The sequence below is a fragment of the Sphingomonas trueperi genome, from assembly GCF_011927635.1.
Classification (GTDB): Bacteria; Pseudomonadota; Alphaproteobacteria; order Sphingomonadales; family Sphingomonadaceae; genus Sphingomonas; species Sphingomonas trueperi.
Window position 1 is genome coordinate 15,335 of sequence record NZ_JAATJB010000002.1, and the last position, 15,188, is coordinate 30,522.

A 15,188-nucleotide genomic window follows, 5' to 3' on the forward strand; every position below is an offset into this window, starting at 1 on the left:
GTCAGGCTCCCTGGGGCGCGTTGGCGCCGCCGTCATGGTTGGTATTCGGGCCCGCATTCTTGTTGCGGCGGCGATCGAACAGATTGCGCACCACCACGAAGAACATCGGCACGAAGAAGATCGCCAGCACCGTCGCGGAGAGCATGCCGCCCACCACCGCACGGCCGATCGCGTTCTGGCCGCCGGCGCCCGCGCCGGTGGAGATCGCCAGCGGCAGCACGCCGAAGATGAAGGCGAGGCTGGTCATCAGGATCGGGCGCAGACGGAGCTTGGCGGCTTCGATCGCCGCGTCGAAGGCGCTCATGCCCTCGCGCATCCGCTCCTCGGCGAACTCGACGATCAGGATCGCGTTCTTCGCCGACACGCCGATCGTGGTGATCAGGCCGACCTGGAGGTAGATGTCGTTGTTGAGCCCGGTCAGCCACGCCGCGAGCAGCGCGCCGAGCACGCCGAGCGGCACCACCAGGATCACCGAGATCGGCACCGACCAGCTCTCGTAGAGCGCGGCGAGGCAGAGGAACACGATCAGCAGCGACAGCGCGTAGAGTGCCGGCGCCTGGCCGCCCGACAGGCGTTCCTCATAGGAGAGGCCGGTCCATTCGAGCTGGGTGCCTGGCGGCAGCTTGGCGTGGATCGCCTCCATCGCCGCCATCGCGTCGCCGGTCGAGGTGCCGGGGGCGGGCGAGCCGAGGATTTCCATCGAGGGCAGGCCGTTATAGCGGGTGAGCTGCACCGGTGCCTGCGCCCAGCTGAGCGTCGAGAAGGCGGTGAACGGCGTCATCGTGCCGGTGGGGCCGCGGACGTACAGGTTGGCGATGTCCTCCGGCGTCAGGCGATAGGGGGCATCGGCCTGGACATAGACGCGCTTGACGCGGCCGCGATCGATGAAGTCGTTGACATAGGAACCGCCCCAGGCGGTGGCGATGGTGCTGTTGACCGAGGAAAGGTCGAGGCCGAGTGCCTTGGCCTTGTCCTGGTCGATGTCGACCTTGAGCTGCGGCGCGTCGTCGAGCGCGTTGGGGCGCACGCCGACCAGGCGCTTGTCCTGCATCGCCATGCCCAGCATCATGTTGCGCGCCTGGAGCAGGCGTTCATGGCCGATGCCGCCGGTATCGACGAGCTGGAGGTCGAAGCCGGTCGCGTTGCCGAGCTCCTGCACCGCCGGCGGGGTGATCGCGAAGATCAGGCCGTCGCGATATTGCGCGAAGGTACCCATGGCGCGGCCGACGATCGACGCGGCGGCATTCTTGTGGCCGGGGCGATCGGCCCAGTCCTTCAGCGGCATGAACGCAAGGCCGCTGTTCTGGCCGGCGCCCGCGAAGCTGAAGCCGTTGATCGTGAACACGCCCTTCACATTGCCCGCTTCCTCCTTGAGGAAGTGGTCGCGGATCAGGTCGAGCCCCTTTTCGGTACGTGCCGAAGTGGCGCCCGCCGGGCCCTGGACCAGCGCGATCACGATGCCCTGGTCTTCCTCGGGAAGGAAGCCGCCGGGCAGCCGCAGGAACAGGAAGCTCATCCCGCCGATGATCAGCAGATAGACCAGGCCCGAGCGCTTCCAGCTGCGCGCGGTGCTGCGCACGCCCTTCTCGTACTTGGCCTGGCCGCGATCGAACTTGTCGTTGAACCAGCGGAAGAAGCGCGCGAGCAGGCCGTTGCCCTCGGTCTTGCTCGGATCGTGCGGCTTGAGGATGGTGGCGCACAGCGCCGGGGTGAGCACCAGCGCCACGAACACCGACAGCGCCATCGCCGAGACGATGGTGATCGAGAACTGGCGGTAGATCACGCCCGTGGAGCCGCCGAAGAACGCCATCGGCAGGAACACCGCCGAGAGGACGAGGGCGATGCCGACCAGCGCGCTGGTGATCTCTTCCATCGACTTGCGCGCGGCGTCGATCGGGCTGAGATGCTCGGTGGTGATCAGGCGCTCGACATTCTCGACGACGACGATCGCGTCGTCGACGAGCAGGCCGATCGCCAGCACCATGCCGAACAGGGTGAGCGTGTTGATCGAATAGCCGGCGATCGCCATCACCGCGAAGGTGCCGAGCAGCACCACCGGCACCGCGATCGTCGGGATCAGCGTGGCGCGGAAGTTCTGCAGGAACAGGAACATCACCAGGAAGACGAGCACCACCGCTTCGACGAGCGTGTGGACCACCTGCTCGACCGACAGGCGGACGAACGGCGTGGTATCGTACGGGTAGATGACCTTGATGTCGGCCGGGAAGGTCTTGGCGATTTCGTTGACGCGCGCCTTGACCAGGTCGACCGTGGTCAGCGCGTTGGCGCCGGGGGCGAGCTTGATGCCGATGCCGGCGCCGGGCTTGCCGTTCCACTTCGAATCGAAGCCATAGCTCTCCGCGCCGATCTCGACGCGGGCGACGTCGCCGAGGCGCACCACCGAGGCATCGGTGCCGCTCTTCAGGCGGATCTGGGCGAACTCGTCGGGCGTGGTCAGCCGCGACTGGACCGACACGGTGGCGTTGAGCATCTGCTCCTTCGGCGCAGGGCGCGCGCCGAGCTGGCCGGCCGAGACCTGCGCGTTCTGCGCGCGGATCGCGGTGGTCACGTCATCCATGGTGAGCGCGTATTTGTTGAGCTTCACCGGATCGACCCAGATGCGCATCGCGTACTGCGAACCGAACACCTGGGTGTCGCCGACGCCGTTCACGCGCGACAGCGGGTCCTGCAGCTTCGACACGATATAGTCGGCGAGATCGGTGCCGCTGTGCGACCCGTCCTCCGAATAGAGGCCGATCACCACCAGAAAGTTCTGGGTGGCCTTGGCGACCTGGATGCCCTGCTGCTGCACTTCCTGCGGCAGGAGCGGGGTGGCCGCCTGCAGCTTGTTCTGCACCTGCACCTGGGCGATGTCCGGATCGGTGCCCTGTTCGAAGGTCAGCGTGATCGTGACGGTGCCCGCCGACGAGGACGAGGACGAGAAATAGCGAAGGTGGTCGATTCCCTTCAGCTGCTGCTCGATGATCTGCGTCGTCGTGTTTTCCAGCGTCCGGGCGTCCGCGCCCGGATAGGTCGCGGTGATCGAGACGGCGGGCGGCGCGATGGCCGGGAACTGCGCGATCGGCAGGCTGCGGATCGCGAGGATGCCCGCCAGCATGATGATGATCGCGATGACCCAGGCGAAGATGGGCCGATCGATGAAATAGCGCGACATGAGCGGTTACTTCCCCTGGGCGGGTGCGGCGGCGCCCGGCTGGCCCTGGGCGGGCTTGGCGTTCGGGTTCCAGGGCTGCGGGGTGACCGGCATGCCCGGCCGCAGCATCATCGCGCCCTCGACGATCACCTTGTCGCCTGGCTTGAGCCCGCCGGTGACGATCCAGCTGTCGCCGGCGGTGCGGCTGGTCTGGATCGGGCGCGGCTCGATCTTGTTCTCGGCGCCGACGATCAGCACCGTCGGATTACCGCGCTCGTCGCGGCTGACGGCGCGCTGGGGCACCAGCATCGCATTCTGCTGGGTACCCTCGACGAGGCGGGCGCGGGCGAACATGCCCGGTAGCAACAGGCCGTTCGGATTCGGGAACAACGCGCGGATCACCTGGCTGCCGGTGGTCTCGTCGACGGTCACGTCGGCGAAGCGCATCGTGCCCTGCGGCCCGTAATTGGTGCCGTCCTCCAGCGTCAGCGCCACCTTGGCGTTGCCGTCACGCGCGACCTGGCCGGCCAGGATCGACTGGCGCAGCTTGAGGATGTCGGCGCTCGACTGCTGGATGTCGACATAGATCGGGTCGAGCCGCTGGATCGTGGTCAGCGCATTGGCCTGCGAGGCGGAGACCAGCGCGCCGGTGGTGTAGAGCGAACGGCCGATCTTGCCGCTGATCGGCGCGCGGATCGTGGTGCGGGCGAGGTCGATCTCGGCGGTGGTGAGCGCGGCGCGCTGGGCAGCAACGTCGGCGCGCGCCTGGGCGGCGCTGGCGACGGCGTTCTCCGCTTCCTGCTTCGAGATCGCGTTGATCTTGACCAGCTCGCCATAGCGGCGGGCGAGCGCCTCGCTGGTGGCGATGGTCGCCTGGGCGCGGGTCAGCGCGGCGCGGGCGCTGGCGACGGCGGCGCGATAGGGGGCGGGGTCGATCCGGTAGAGCGGCTGGCCCTGGCGGACCATGTCGCCTTCGGTGAACAGCCGCTCGAGGATCAGGCCGTTGACCTGCGGGCGCACGTCCGAGCTCTCATAGGGGCTCAGCCGGCCGGGCAGCTCGCTGGTGAGCGGCACCGCCTGCTGCTGGACGACGACATAGGAGACGGGGGGCGGTGCGGCCTGCTGTCCGCCCGCGCCGCCGGGGGCGCCGCCACCCTGCTGCTGGGACTGACCGCCACAGGCGGCGAGGACAAGCGCGAGAGCCGGCGCGGTGTGACGGAAAAAAGTCATGCGGATGCCTGCCGTTATGATATATGTGAGTGAACGATCGCTCACATTCGCCGCTACTGCGAAGTGAGGTGGTCGGTCAAGACGGTTTCAAGGGTAACACGGATGGCAGAAGCCACGGAAGCAGGCGGCGTTCCGCACCGCGATAAAGCGCTGTTGCGGCGCGAAAAAATCGTGTCGGCAGCGCGCAGGTTGTTCATTGCGAACGGTTTTCACGCCACCGGCGTGGCCCAGATCGCCAAGGAATCGGGCATTGCGGTAGGTCAAATCTATCGCGATTTTTCTTCGAAGGAGGCGATCGTCGCACAGATCGTCCGGGCCGACTGCATGGATTTTCTCGCGCCCGAGTCGCTGTGCGCGGGCATCCGGAGCGGCGATCCCGAGTTCGTATGGACTTGGCTGGCCGATTTCATCCGCCCGGAGCCCGACGAGTCGGACCCGTTGTTCGCGGAGATCGTCGCCGAGTCGGCGCGCAACGAGCGCATCGCCGCGATCTTCGAGGATACCCGCGAGGACGTGCGCGGCACGATGCTCGCGGCGCTGACGGCGCTGATCCCCGGCGACGCCTTCGCCGAGCGCCGCTGTGCGCTGACCGACGTGATCACCGCGACCGCGCTGGGGCTGATGCAGCACCGCTTCCTCAGCCCCGCCGAGGATACCGATCGCGCTGCCGCGCTGGTGCTCCGGATGATCCGGCACGAGGTCGCCGCGATGCAGGCCGAGGCCGCGGCGGGTTGATGCGCGCGCTGGTGACAGCGCCCGCGCCGATATGCGAAGGCGCGGCATGACCATGGCTCCCCCGTCCCGCGTCGCGCTGTTCGTCACCTGCCTGGTCGATGCGATGCGGCCGCGGGTGGGCTTTGCGGCCCTGCGCACGCTCGCCGATGCCGGGTGCGAGGTGGTGGTGCCGGAAGCGCAGACCTGTTGCGGGCAGCCGGCACTCAATTCGGGCGACCGCGCCACCGCCACCGATTTCGCCCGGCGCAACGTGGCGATGCTGGAATCGTACGAGGCGATCGTCGTCCCCTCCGGCAGCTGTGCGGGGACGATCCGTTGCCACTATCCCGAATTGCTCGCCGGCGATCCCGAATGGGCCGCGCGGGCCGAGGCGGTGGCGGCGAAGACCTGGGAGATCCTCGCCTGGCTCGATGCGCGCGGCTGGCGGCCGGAGGGCGTCGCGCTGCCGGCGACCGCGACCTATCACGACAGCTGCTCGGGTCTGCGCGAACTCGGCATCAAGGCGCAGCCGCGGCGGCTGCTCGGCGCGGTCGACGGCCTGGCGCTGGTGCCGCTCGAGGGCGAGGAGACCTGCTGCGGCTTCGGCGGCACCTTCTGCGTGAAATACCCGGCGATCTCCAACGCGATCGCCGACGAGAAGGCAGCGGCGGTGGAGGCTACGGGTGCCGGGCTGCTGCTGGCGGGCGATCTCGGTTGCCTGATGAACATGGCGGGCAAGCTGCACCGGCGCAGGGCGGACGTCCGCGCCTTCCACACCATCGAGGTGCTGGCCGGCATGGCCGACGGCCCGGCGATCGGCGAAGCGCAATGAGCCGTGCCTTCGACGCGCGGGTCGATGCCGCGCTCGCCGACCGCCAGCTCAAGATCGCGGTCGAGCGCACCGCCGGCACCGCCGAGGCCAAGCGGGGTGTTGCGATCGGCGCCTGGCCCAGCTTCGCGGCGGCGCGCGAACGGGCGGCGGCGATCAAGGACCATGTGATCGCCAATCTCGGCAGCTATCTGGTGCAGTTCGAGGCGGCGGCGACCGCAGCGGGGGCGACGGTCCACTGGGCCGCCACCGCCGACGAGGCCTGCGCGATCGTCGTCGACCTCTGTCGCAAGGCGGGGGCGAAGAGCGTCGCCCGCTCCAAATCGATGCTCGGCGAGGAGATCGGGCTGCCGCACGCGCTGGAGGCGGCGGGGATCGGCCGGGTCGAGACCGATCTGGCCGAGCACATCATCCAGCTCGCCGGCGAGCGGCCCTCGCACATCATCTGGCCGGCGATGCACAAGACGCGCGAGCAGGTCTCCGAACTGTTCCACGCCCGCCACCGCGAACCGCCTGTCGAGGAAAGCATCGTCGCGATGGCGGCGAGCGCCCGGCGGCAGCTGCGCGGCGAGATGCTGGGCGCCGATGTCGGCATCTCGGGGGCCAATTTCCTGATCGCGGATTCGGGCCAAGTCTGCACCGTCACCAACGAAGGCAATGCCGAACTCTCGCTAGTGCCGCCGCGCGTGCATATCGTGACGGCGGGGATCGAGAAGCTGGTCCCCTCGATGGACCATGCCGTGCATCTGCTGCGGCTGCTCGCCCGATCGGCGACCGGCGCGGCGCTGACGCAATATACCACCTTCTATGCCGGGCCGAAGCGGGCAGGGGACCATGACGGGCCCGAGGAGATGCACATCGTGCTGGTCGACAATGGCCGCAGCGCGATGCGCGACGCGGGGCTGGCGGAGATGCTCCGCTGCATCCGCTGCGGCGCGTGCATGAACCACTGTGTGGTGTTCCGCCAGATCGGCGGCCATGCCTATGGCGGCACCTATCCGGGGCCGATGGGATCGGTGCTGACCCCCGCGCTCGACGGTCTGGCGGCGAGCCGCGATTTGCCGGGTGCCTGCACGATGAACGGCAAGTGCCAGGAGGTGTGCCCGGTCGCGATTCCCTTGCCGACATTGCTGCGCGGCTGGCGCGAGAAGAGCTGGCGCGAGGGGCTGGAGCCGGTGACGCTGCGATCAGGGCTGGGGCTCTGGGCCTGGGCGGCGCGGCGACCGTGGCTGTACCGCGCAGGCGTGCGCTGGGCGATCCGGGCGATGCGGCTGGCCGGGCGCGGCTGGATCTCGCGGCTGCCCTTGGCCGGCGGCTGGACCGGCGGGCGCGACTTCCCCGCCCCGGCCGCGGAAAGCTTCATGGACCGCTATCGAAAGGGCGAACGATGAGCGCGCGCGACGCGATCCTGGCGCGGCTGGGGCCGGCGCGGGCGGCGGTGGATCTGGCTGCAGAGGCGGCGGCGCTGCTCGCGGGCGAGGAACGCGAGCGGCCGGCGGGGCCGGAGGATCTGGTGACGCGCTTCCTGGCGCAGCTTGCGCTGCCGAGCGTGGCGGCGACGCATGCACGGATCGGCTCGCTGGCGGAACTGCCGGGGGCGGTGGCGGGGTATCTCGCGGCCGAGGGCGCCGCGCCGGCGCTATGGCTGCCGCCCGATGCGCGGGTGGACGGGCTCGACTGGGCCGGGCTGACGCGGCTGGCGGAATGCCCGATCGACGACGGCGCGGTACTGGCGTTTGCGCGGGCCGGGGTGGCGGAGACGGGGTCGCTGGTATTCGAGACGTCGCCGGAAGCGCCGATGCTCCCCAACTTCCTGGCGCTGCGGCATATCGTCGTGCTGGAGGTCGCCGGTCTGGTCCGCTGGCTGGAGGACGCCGCGCCGGGCGGCGCGGTACCGCGCGCGCACTACTGGGTCACGGGCGTCAGCGGCACGACCGACATCGAAGGCACCTATGTCCGCGGCGCGCATGGCCCGCGGTTTCTGCATGTGGTGCTGGTAGGGTGAGGGGCGAGGGCAATGAGCGTCTTGGCGAGAGTCCTGATCGTAGGCGCGGCAGTTGGCCTCGCGACCATGATTGCTCAGCACGTGCGGGTGCGCGTCCAGCGCGATGAAAGCGGGTGGAAGCAGCTTAAGCCAGGCTTCTTGATCTACTTCATGTTGTTCGGCTGTGCGTCGTTCGTTGTACTCGCCGGATCGGCCCTGATAACGTCGGATCCGATGCAACCCGATGCGCAGGAGCAGAACTTTTATGCGCTGTTGGTACTGATCGGCTTTGCACTTGCTGGAGCTTACCCTGTCTGGATCGCGTATGGCCGGTGCGTAATGTGGAAAGGGAGCATGATCCTGGTACGAAGCTGGACGGGTAAGGAACGGCTGTTCTTGATCTCCGAACTGGTGTCCGTGCAAAGGAGCGAGATCTCTGAGGATTATCGTTTGGTATTCCAATCGGGTGAGACGCTTCGCTTCTCAACGAATTTGCGGGGTGCTGCGCGGTTTATTTTGGATATCGAATACTATCGCGACAGCATTGAGCACAAAGATCAGTCTTCGCAGACTGCGACATAGAAGGCATTCCGTGCATCCTCCCCTGTAAGGGGAGGTGGCAGCCCGCAGGGCTGACGGAGGGGTGTCGACGCTGGGGGCGCGGGCCTCCGTCTTCAGCTGGGACACCCCTCCACCACCGCCTTCGGCGGCGGTCCCCCTCCCCCTCCGGGGGAGGATCTTTTCAGCCCTTCAATGCCCCGCCGCTGCGAACTCCACATCCCCCGCCGTCCCCGTCGCGCGCACGCCGAAGGCGAGCACCACCAGGAACGCCACCGCGGGTACCAACAGTGCGAGATTGATCCCCGCGAGGTCGGACAGATGCCCCATCGCCGCGGTCAGCACCGCGCCGCCGATGATCGCCATCACGATCAGCGAGGCGCCGATCTGCTTGAGCGGGCCCAGGCCGCCGATGCCGATCGCGAAGATCGTCGGGAACTGGATCGACATGAAGAAGCTCGCCGCCACCAGCGCGTAGAGCCCGGTCGTGCCGCCGACGAACACCGCCGCCACGGTCAGCGCCGCCGAGAGCCCGGCGAACACCGCCAGCAGCTGCGGCGCCGGGACCTTGCCGAGCATTGCCGCGCCGACGAAGCGGCCGATGCCGAACAGCACCAGGCTGGCGAACAGATAGTCGGCCGCGCCCTGCTCGGTGAGGCCGGGCAGGTTCACCTGGGCGTAGCGGATCGTGTAGCTCCACAGCCCCACCTGCGCGCCGACATAGAAGAACTGCGCCACCACCGCGAAGACCAGCGTCCGGTCGCGCAGCACGGTGCCGAGTGCCTTGCCCGTCGGCACCGCGGGCGCGTCGCCGTCGCGGCGGTTGTCCGGGAAGGCGATCAGCGCGGCAGCGATCGCGAAGGCGAGGACGACGAGGCCGATCACCAGATAGGGCGTCTGCACCGAGGCGAGCTCGCCGCGCAGCGTCGCGGTCCGCTCGGCGGCGGACATCGCCGCCAGCGCCTTCTCGTCCTGCGCGAAGCTGGAGAGGATGAAATATTTCCCCACCAGCACGCCGAAGATCGTGCCGAGCGGGTTGGCCGCCTGGGCGAAGTTGAGCCGGCGCGCGGCGCCCTCGGGGCTGCCGAGCTCGGCGATCAGCGGGCTGGCCGAGGTTTCGAGAAAGGCGAGGCCGCAGGCGATCACGAACAGCGCGGCGAGGAACCAGCGATATTCGCCGAAATGCGTCGCCGGATAGAAGAGCAGCGCGCCGATCGCGTAGAGCGTCAGGCCCGTCACGATCGCCGCCTTGTAGCCGCGCCGCCGCGCCAGCATCGCCGCCGGGGTCGCGAGCAGGAAATAGCCCATGTAGAAGGCCTGCTGGACGAAGCTGGTTTCGAAATCGCTCAGCGTGAACGCGCGGCGGAAATGCGCGATCAGGATGTCGTTGAGGTTGTTCGCCATTCCCCACAGGAAGAACAGCGAGACCGTCAGGATGATGGCGGGGGTGTAGCGTCCGGCCTTGCTGGCCATGTGTCCTCTCCTTGGTGCGGCGCCCCTGTTGGGGTCATTCGATGGCGCGGTCCAGATGCGTGTAGCCGCCGTCGACGAACAGCCACTGGCCCGTGGTGTGGCTGGCGCGCCCGGACAGCAGGAACAGCGCGGTGTCGGCGATCTCTTCGGGCGTGGTGAAACGGTGGCCGAAGGGCACGCGACGCTCGATTTCCTCACGCCGGGCGGCGGGGTCGTCGAAGCTCTTCAGCCATTCGGCATAGGCGGGGGTCTCGACCTCGGCGGGCACGATTGCGTTGACGCGGATGCCGTCGCCGCGCAGTGCGACCGCCCATTCGCGGGTCAGCGCCAGCACCGCGCCCTTGGCGGCGGCATAGGCGCTGGTGTGGCCCTGGCCGGTGATCGAGGTCTTGGAGCCGATATTGACGATCGCGCCCTGCGCCGCCTTGAGGTGCGGAAGTGCTGCGCGCGCCATGCCGAAATAATGGACGAGGTTGATGTCGAGCGAGGCGCGGAACTGCGCCGGGGTCGCCTCGAAGCCGAGATTGTCGTTGCGCCCGGCATTGTTGACCAGCCCGTCGATCCGCCCGAAGCGCGCCGCCACCGCGTCGACCGCGGCGACCACGGCATCGTCCTCGGCCAGCTCGCAGGGGTGGAACAGCCAGTCCGCGCCCAGCTGCGCGACCAGCTCGGGCCGGGGCGGCTCGCGCGAGACGATGGCGGGGACCGCGCCTTCGCGCGCAAGGCCCCCTGCGATCGCCGCGCCGATCCCCGACGAGCCGCCGGTGACGATCACGACCTTCCCGGCGAGCCCCAGGTTCATGCGCCGAACCGATATTGGACGAGCGTCTCGGGCTTCATCTCGATCGAATAGCCGGGGCGCTGCGGCGGCATGTAGGCCGCGTCCCGAATCACGCAGGGCTCCAGGAAATGTTCATGGAGATGATCCACATATTCGATGACCCTGCCGTCCATGGTGCCGGCAAAGCACAGATAGTCGATCATCGACAAGTGCTGGACGTATTCGCACAGCCCCACGCCGCCGGCATGCGGGCAAACCGGCAGGCCGTAGCGCGCGGCGAGCAGCAGCACCGCCAGCGCCTCGTTCACCCCGCCGATGCGGCAGGCGTCGAGCTGGATCACGTCGACCGCGCCCACCGCCATGAACTGTTTGAACATGATGCGGTTCTGGCACATCTCGCCGGTCGCGACCTGCACCTGGCCGATGCCGTCGCGGATCGCCTTGTGGCCGAGCACGTCGTCGGGGCTGGTCGGCTCCTCGATGAACCAGGGCTTGGCGAAGGCCAGCGCGTTGACCCATTCGATCGCCTGGCCGACCTCCCACACCTGGTTGGCGTCGATCATCAGCTTGCGGTTTGGCCCCAGCACCTCGCGGGCGATGCGGACGCGGCGGATATCGTCCTCCAGGTCGCGGCCGACCTTGAGCTTGATATGGTCGAAGCCGGCATCGACCGCTTCCTGCGCGAGGCGGCGCAGCTTCTCGTCGGGATAGCCCAACCAACCGGCCGACGTGGTGTAGCAGGGATAGCCGCTCGCCTCGAGCGTGGCGACGCGCTCGGCCTTGCCCGCCGCGCGCTCGGTGAGCAGGGCGAGCGCCTGCTCGGGGGTGATCGCATCGGTGAGGTAGCGGAAGTCGATCGCGCGGACGAGCTGCTCGGGCGTCATGTCGGCGACCAGCTTCCACACCGGCTTGCCCTCGGCCTTGGCCCAGAGGTCCCAGATCGCGTTGACCACCGCGCCGGTGGCGAGGTGCATCGCGCCCTTGTCGGGGCCGATCCAGCGCAGCTGGCTGTCGCCGGTCAGGTGCCGCCACATCCGCGCGGGCTCCTCGGCGATCCAGGCGAGGTCGAGGCCGAGGACGAGATGGCGCATCGCCTCGATCGCCGCGACGCAGATGTCGTTGCCCCGGCCGATGGTGAAGGTGAGGCCATGGCCTTCGAGGCCGGGGACGTCGGTCTCGAGGATGACATAGGCCGCCGAATAATCGGGGTCCGGGTTCATCGCGTCGGAGCCGTCGAGCGAGGCGCTGGTCGGGAAGCGGAGGTCGACCGTGCGCAGGCCGGTGATATGGGCGTTGCGAGTCATCAGTTCACCCACCCGCCGTCGATCACATGCACCGCGCCGGTGGTGAAGCTCGCCTCGTCGCTGGCGAGATAGCAGATCAGCGCGGCGATCTCGTCTTCCTGGCCGAGCCGGCCCATCGGCTGGCGGGCGACGAAGGCGGCATGCGCTTCCTCCACCGCGATGCCCTGCTGCGCGGCCTGCTCGGCGACGCGCTGGCGGAGACTCGGGGTGTCGACCGTACCGGGGCAGACCGCGTTGCAGCGGATGCCCTTGGCGACAAAGTCCGCCGCGACGGACTTGGTGAGGCCGATCACCGCCGCCTTGGAGGCGCCATAGGCGTGGCGGTTGGGGATGCCCTTCACGCTCGACGCAATCGACGACATGTTGACGATCGCGCCGCCGCCCTTGGCCAGCATGCCGGGCAGGAAGGCGCGGATCATGCGGTGCATGGCGTGAACGTTGAGGTCGAAGGACAGCATCCAGTCGGCATCGGTGCCGTCGAGGATCGAGCCTGCCGCGACGAAGCCGGCGATGTTGGCGAGTATGTCGAGCTGGCCGATCGTCTCGGGAAGCGCGGCGATGGCGTCGGCGTCGAGCAGATCGAGCACCACCGGCTCGACGCCCTCGAGCGTCGCCAGCGCGGCGCCGTCGCGGTCGAGCGCGAACACCTTGGCGCCCTCGTCGCGCAGCCGCAGCGCGGTCGCGCGGCCGATGCCGTGCCCTGCCGCGGTCACCAACGCGGTCTTGTTGCCGAAACGCATCGCCTCCCCAACTCCTCTAGAACGTTTTCATAGGTCAAAATGACTTTCACATTCTTAGGCGCAAGCCGCGATTGTTCGCAAGTGGCATGACACCGCTCGTCGCATTGGTTAGCCTGACCGTCATGAGCGACAATGCACCCACCGCACCGGCCGACAAATCGCCCGCCTATGCCGCGCCTGCGCTGGAGAAGGCGATCGACGTGATCGAACTTCTCGGCAGCGAGCCGCAGGGGCTGACGATCAGCGAGATCGCGCAGCGGCTGGGGCGATCGATCAGCGAGCTGTTCCGGATCATCGTCGTGCTCGATCGGCGCGGCTGGCTGCACAAGGACGGCGCCAGCGATCGCTACCGGGTGACCTACCGCGTGCTGGAGATTGCCCACCGCGCGACGCCGGCGCAGGAGCTCACCCATGTCGCCACGCCGCTGATGCACAGCCTGGCGGCGGCGACGGTCCAGTCCTGCCATCTGGTGGTGGTGAACGGCACGCGCGGGCTGATCGTCGCGCGGCAGGAGAGCCCGGGCCAGACCGGCTTCGCGGTGCGGCTCGGCACCGAGATCGACCTGCTGACCAGCTGCTCGGGCCATGTGCTGCTCTCGGCGATGGATGAGGAGCGGCGGGCTGCGCTGTACCCGAAGGGGCTGCCCAAGGGGCTCGCGGAGCAGCTACAGGCGGTGCGCGCCAAGGGCTATGAATCGATCCCCAGTGCGCGGATGGCCGGGGTGTCGGACATGAGCTGCCCGATCTTCGGCTTCGACGGCCATGTCGTCGCGGCGCTGACCATCCCGTTCCTCGCCGCGATCGACGACGCGCCGCACGTCTCGCAGGAAGAGGCGCTGGCCCTGCTGCGGACGACGGCGACGGCGATCTCCTCGGCGCTCGGCTGGTTCGACCGGGGCGAGGCGCCGGTGGTGCCGAGCCTCTCGGTCGCCAGCCCGGTCCGCCGCCGCCGCGCGCGGATCGGGGAGGGATAGAGCCCGCTCTTCTTCGCCGTCATCCCGGCGGAAGCCGGGATCCATTTGCCAGGGCGATGCGGATCGAGCGGCAACGGAGGCCCCAATGGATTCCGGCTTTCACCGGAATGACGGAGGGGTGGTGGCGTCCCCGTCAACCCGGCGTTACGGCGTAATAGATGTTGTAGCCGACGAAGACCGTCGCGATGATTGCCAGGATGATCAGCGCGACGGCACCGAAGCCTTTGCGGGCGCGTTTCTCGACGGGTTCGGTTCTCGGGTCCATGCGGCGCCTCCTCGTTGAATCTCAACGGAAAGACGCTTCGGCGCACGGATCGTTGCGATCAGCCTGCCAGCAATCCCAGCCGCCGCGCATAGGCTGCGAACAAGGTCGGCCAAGCCGAGGCGGGCACCGTCTTGGGCAGGCGCACGCCGAAGCCGTGGCCGCCCTGGTCGAACGCATGCAGCTCGCCCGGCCGCTTGGCCGCGAGCAGCGCCTGGTAGAGCGCGATGCTGTTCTCGATCGGCACCAGCCCGTCGTCGCTGGCATGGGTAAGGAAGATCGGCGGAGTCTCGGCGTTGACGCGCTTTTCCACCGACGCCGCTTCCAGCGCCTTGGGATCGGCGCCGGCGCCGAACAGCTGGTCGCGCGAGCCGAGATGGGTGAAGGGCGCGGCCATGCTCACCACCGGGTAGATCAGCCCGGCGAGATCCGGGCGGGCGGAAAGCTGGTCGGCGGCGTCGACGGGGGTGTAGACGCGCTCGGCATGGCGGGTCGCCAGGCTGCCGGCGAGATGGCCGCCAGCGGAGAAGCCGATCACCAGCAGCTTGGCCGGATCGACGCCGTAGCGCGTGGCCGAGGCGCGGATCAGCCGCAGTCCGCGCTGGGCGTCGGCGAGCGGCACGGTCGCGCGGTTGGCCCAGCCGTCGGTGGGAATGCGGTAGCGCAGGATGAAGGCGGTGATGCCCTGCGCGTTGAGCCAGCGCGCCTGCTCCTCGCCTTCATTGTCGATCGCGAGGAAGCCATAGCCGCCGCCCGGCATCAGCATCACCGCGGTGCCGTTCGGGTTCGCCGCGCGACGTACGGTGAGCGACGGGCGATCGATGCCGCGCAGCCAGCGATCGGGCGCGGCGGGGTCCTTCGAGCGCTGCTCGGTGCTCGGCTTGGGCAGCGGGGAGGGGGCGCCGGGGGGCGAGCCGGGCCAGAGCGGCAGCACCTCGTCCGCGTCCGCCGCGCCGGCGGGGAGCGCGGCGAGCGTCGCGGTGGCGGCCATGCCGGTGAGCATCGTTCGGCGCGTCAGGTCTTCGAACACGGGCATCCTCTCTTCTGCAACCCGGCAATGCCCGGGTGCTTTCGCGGCGCATTGCCGCTGAATCTGGTAGCGGTACCGCGTGGTTGCAGAATCGCGATCGGCGCGCAACCGCGCACCCGACGCGGCCCCCGGCGACAAGAGCGTTGACGCGCGGC

14 protein-coding genes are annotated in these 15,188 nt (G+C 68.8%); 6 read left to right on the forward strand and 8 right to left on the reverse strand.

Annotation, left to right across the window (positions count from 1 at the left end; all coding sequences use genetic code 11):
- Position 1: 1 nt before the first annotated feature.
- Together GGR89_RS03280 and GGR89_RS03285 are read right to left on the reverse strand one after the other, a co-directional pair.
- Complete coding sequence (locus GGR89_RS03280) at positions 2-3,175, reverse strand: efflux RND transporter permease subunit (RefSeq protein WP_125977512.1); 3,174 nt, start codon at positions 3,173-3,175, stop codon at positions 2-4.
- 6 nt (positions 3,176-3,181) lie between these two features.
- Entirely contained in the window at positions 3,182-4,384 is a 1,203-nt protein-coding gene (locus tag GGR89_RS03285) for an efflux RND transporter periplasmic adaptor subunit (protein WP_125977513.1), read from the reverse strand.
- 189 nt (positions 4,385-4,573) lie between these two features.
- Here GGR89_RS03285 and GGR89_RS03290 point away from each other — a divergent pair, with 189 nt between their 5' ends.
- The 5 genes from GGR89_RS03290 to GGR89_RS03310 are packed head-to-tail and all read left to right on the forward strand — an operon-like array spanning position 4,574 to position 8,493.
- Complete coding sequence (locus tag GGR89_RS03290; protein ID WP_241213480.1) at positions 4,574-5,119, forward strand: TetR/AcrR family transcriptional regulator; 546 nt, start codon at positions 4,574-4,576, stop codon at positions 5,117-5,119.
- Positions 5,120-5,165: 46 nt separating this feature from the next.
- Positions 5,166-5,930, forward strand: coding sequence for a (Fe-S)-binding protein (locus GGR89_RS03295; protein ID WP_125977514.1), 765 nt, complete (start codon positions 5,166-5,168; stop codon positions 5,928-5,930).
- Positions 5,927-7,318, forward strand: a complete 1,392-nt coding sequence (locus GGR89_RS03300) for a lactate utilization protein B (RefSeq protein WP_125977515.1) — start codon at positions 5,927-5,929, stop codon at positions 7,316-7,318. The genes GGR89_RS03295 and GGR89_RS03300 overlap by 4 nt, the downstream gene beginning before the upstream one ends.
- On the forward strand, positions 7,315-7,932 hold the full coding sequence (locus GGR89_RS03305; protein ID WP_125977516.1) for a LutC/YkgG family protein: 618 nt from the start codon (positions 7,315-7,317) through the stop codon (positions 7,930-7,932). Before GGR89_RS03300 ends, GGR89_RS03305 begins: the two co-directional genes overlap by 4 nt.
- Before the next feature lie 12 nt (positions 7,933-7,944).
- Complete coding sequence (locus GGR89_RS03310) at positions 7,945-8,493, forward strand: hypothetical protein (RefSeq protein WP_125977517.1); 549 nt, start codon at positions 7,945-7,947, stop codon at positions 8,491-8,493.
- 168 nt (positions 8,494-8,661) lie between these two features.
- Here GGR89_RS03310 and fucP read toward each other — a convergent pair whose 3' ends face one another.
- From fucP to GGR89_RS03330, 4 genes are read right to left on the reverse strand one after another with little or no spacing between them, the layout of a single operon-like run.
- Positions 8,662-9,942, reverse strand: coding sequence for an L-fucose:H+ symporter permease (fucP, locus tag GGR89_RS03315; protein ID WP_125977518.1), 1,281 nt, complete (start codon positions 9,940-9,942; stop codon positions 8,662-8,664).
- A 34-nt stretch (positions 9,943-9,976) separates the two neighbouring features.
- On the reverse strand, positions 9,977-10,744 hold the full coding sequence (locus GGR89_RS03320; RefSeq protein ID WP_125977519.1) for an SDR family oxidoreductase: 768 nt from the start codon (positions 10,742-10,744) through the stop codon (positions 9,977-9,979).
- A complete protein-coding gene (locus GGR89_RS03325; RefSeq protein WP_125977520.1) occupies positions 10,741-12,027 on the reverse strand; it encodes an L-fuconate dehydratase in 1,287 nt (428 codons plus the stop codon). The genes GGR89_RS03320 and GGR89_RS03325 overlap by 4 nt, the downstream gene beginning before the upstream one ends.
- Positions 12,027-12,767 (reverse strand): SDR family oxidoreductase, encoded by a 741-nt coding sequence (locus GGR89_RS03330; RefSeq protein ID WP_125977521.1) that lies wholly within the window; start codon positions 12,765-12,767, stop codon positions 12,027-12,029. Before GGR89_RS03330 ends, GGR89_RS03325 begins: the two co-directional genes overlap by 1 nt.
- A gap of 86 nt (positions 12,768-12,853) precedes the next feature.
- On the opposite strand from GGR89_RS03330, the gene GGR89_RS03335 reads away from it, so the two are divergent.
- A complete protein-coding gene (locus GGR89_RS03335) occupies positions 12,854-13,741 on the forward strand; it encodes an IclR family transcriptional regulator (protein ID WP_342449828.1) in 888 nt (295 codons plus the stop codon).
- 133 nt (positions 13,742-13,874) lie between these two features.
- Here GGR89_RS03335 and GGR89_RS22560 read toward each other — a convergent pair whose 3' ends face one another.
- Positions 13,875-14,006, reverse strand: a complete 132-nt coding sequence (locus GGR89_RS22560; RefSeq protein WP_277600122.1) for a hypothetical protein — start codon at positions 14,004-14,006, stop codon at positions 13,875-13,877.
- A gap of 58 nt (positions 14,007-14,064) precedes the next feature.
- Positions 14,065-15,039, reverse strand: coding sequence for an alpha/beta hydrolase (locus GGR89_RS03340; protein WP_241213481.1), 975 nt, complete (start codon positions 15,037-15,039; stop codon positions 14,065-14,067).
- Positions 15,040-15,188: the final 149 nt, after the last annotated feature.

Excerpts from the sequence above, each read along its gene's own strand:
- GGR89_RS03280 (WP_125977512.1), bottom strand. The coding sequence starts at position 3,175 with ATGTCGCGCTATTTCATCGATCGGCCCATCTTCGCCTGGGTCATCGCG.
- GGR89_RS03285 (WP_125977513.1), bottom strand. The coding sequence starts at position 4,384 with ATGACTTTTTTCCGTCACACCGCGCCGGCTCTCGCGCTTGTCCTCGCC.
- GGR89_RS03295 (WP_125977514.1), top strand. The coding sequence starts at position 5,166 with ATGACCATGGCTCCCCCGTCCCGCGTCGCGCTGTTCGTCACCTGCCTG.
- GGR89_RS03300 (WP_125977515.1), top strand. The coding sequence starts at position 5,927 with ATGAGCCGTGCCTTCGACGCGCGGGTCGATGCCGCGCTCGCCGACCGC.
- GGR89_RS03305 (WP_125977516.1), top strand. The coding sequence starts at position 7,315 with ATGAGCGCGCGCGACGCGATCCTGGCGCGGCTGGGGCCGGCGCGGGCG.
- GGR89_RS03310 (WP_125977517.1), top strand. The coding sequence starts at position 7,945 with ATGAGCGTCTTGGCGAGAGTCCTGATCGTAGGCGCGGCAGTTGGCCTC.
- fucP (WP_125977518.1), bottom strand. The coding sequence starts at position 9,942 with ATGGCCAGCAAGGCCGGACGCTACACCCCCGCCATCATCCTGACGGTC.
- GGR89_RS03320 (WP_125977519.1), bottom strand. The coding sequence starts at position 10,744 with ATGAACCTGGGGCTCGCCGGGAAGGTCGTGATCGTCACCGGCGGCTCG.
- GGR89_RS03325 (WP_125977520.1), bottom strand. The coding sequence starts at position 12,027 with ATGACTCGCAACGCCCATATCACCGGCCTGCGCACGGTCGACCTCCGC.
- GGR89_RS03330 (WP_125977521.1), bottom strand. The coding sequence starts at position 12,767 with ATGCGTTTCGGCAACAAGACCGCGTTGGTGACCGCGGCAGGGCACGGC.
- GGR89_RS03335 (WP_342449828.1), top strand. The coding sequence starts at position 12,854 with ATGACACCGCTCGTCGCATTGGTTAGCCTGACCGTCATGAGCGACAAT.
- GGR89_RS22560 (WP_277600122.1), bottom strand. The coding sequence starts at position 14,006 with ATGGACCCGAGAACCGAACCCGTCGAGAAACGCGCCCGCAAAGGCTTC.
- GGR89_RS03340 (WP_241213481.1), bottom strand. The coding sequence starts at position 15,039 with ATGCCCGTGTTCGAAGACCTGACGCGCCGAACGATGCTCACCGGCATG.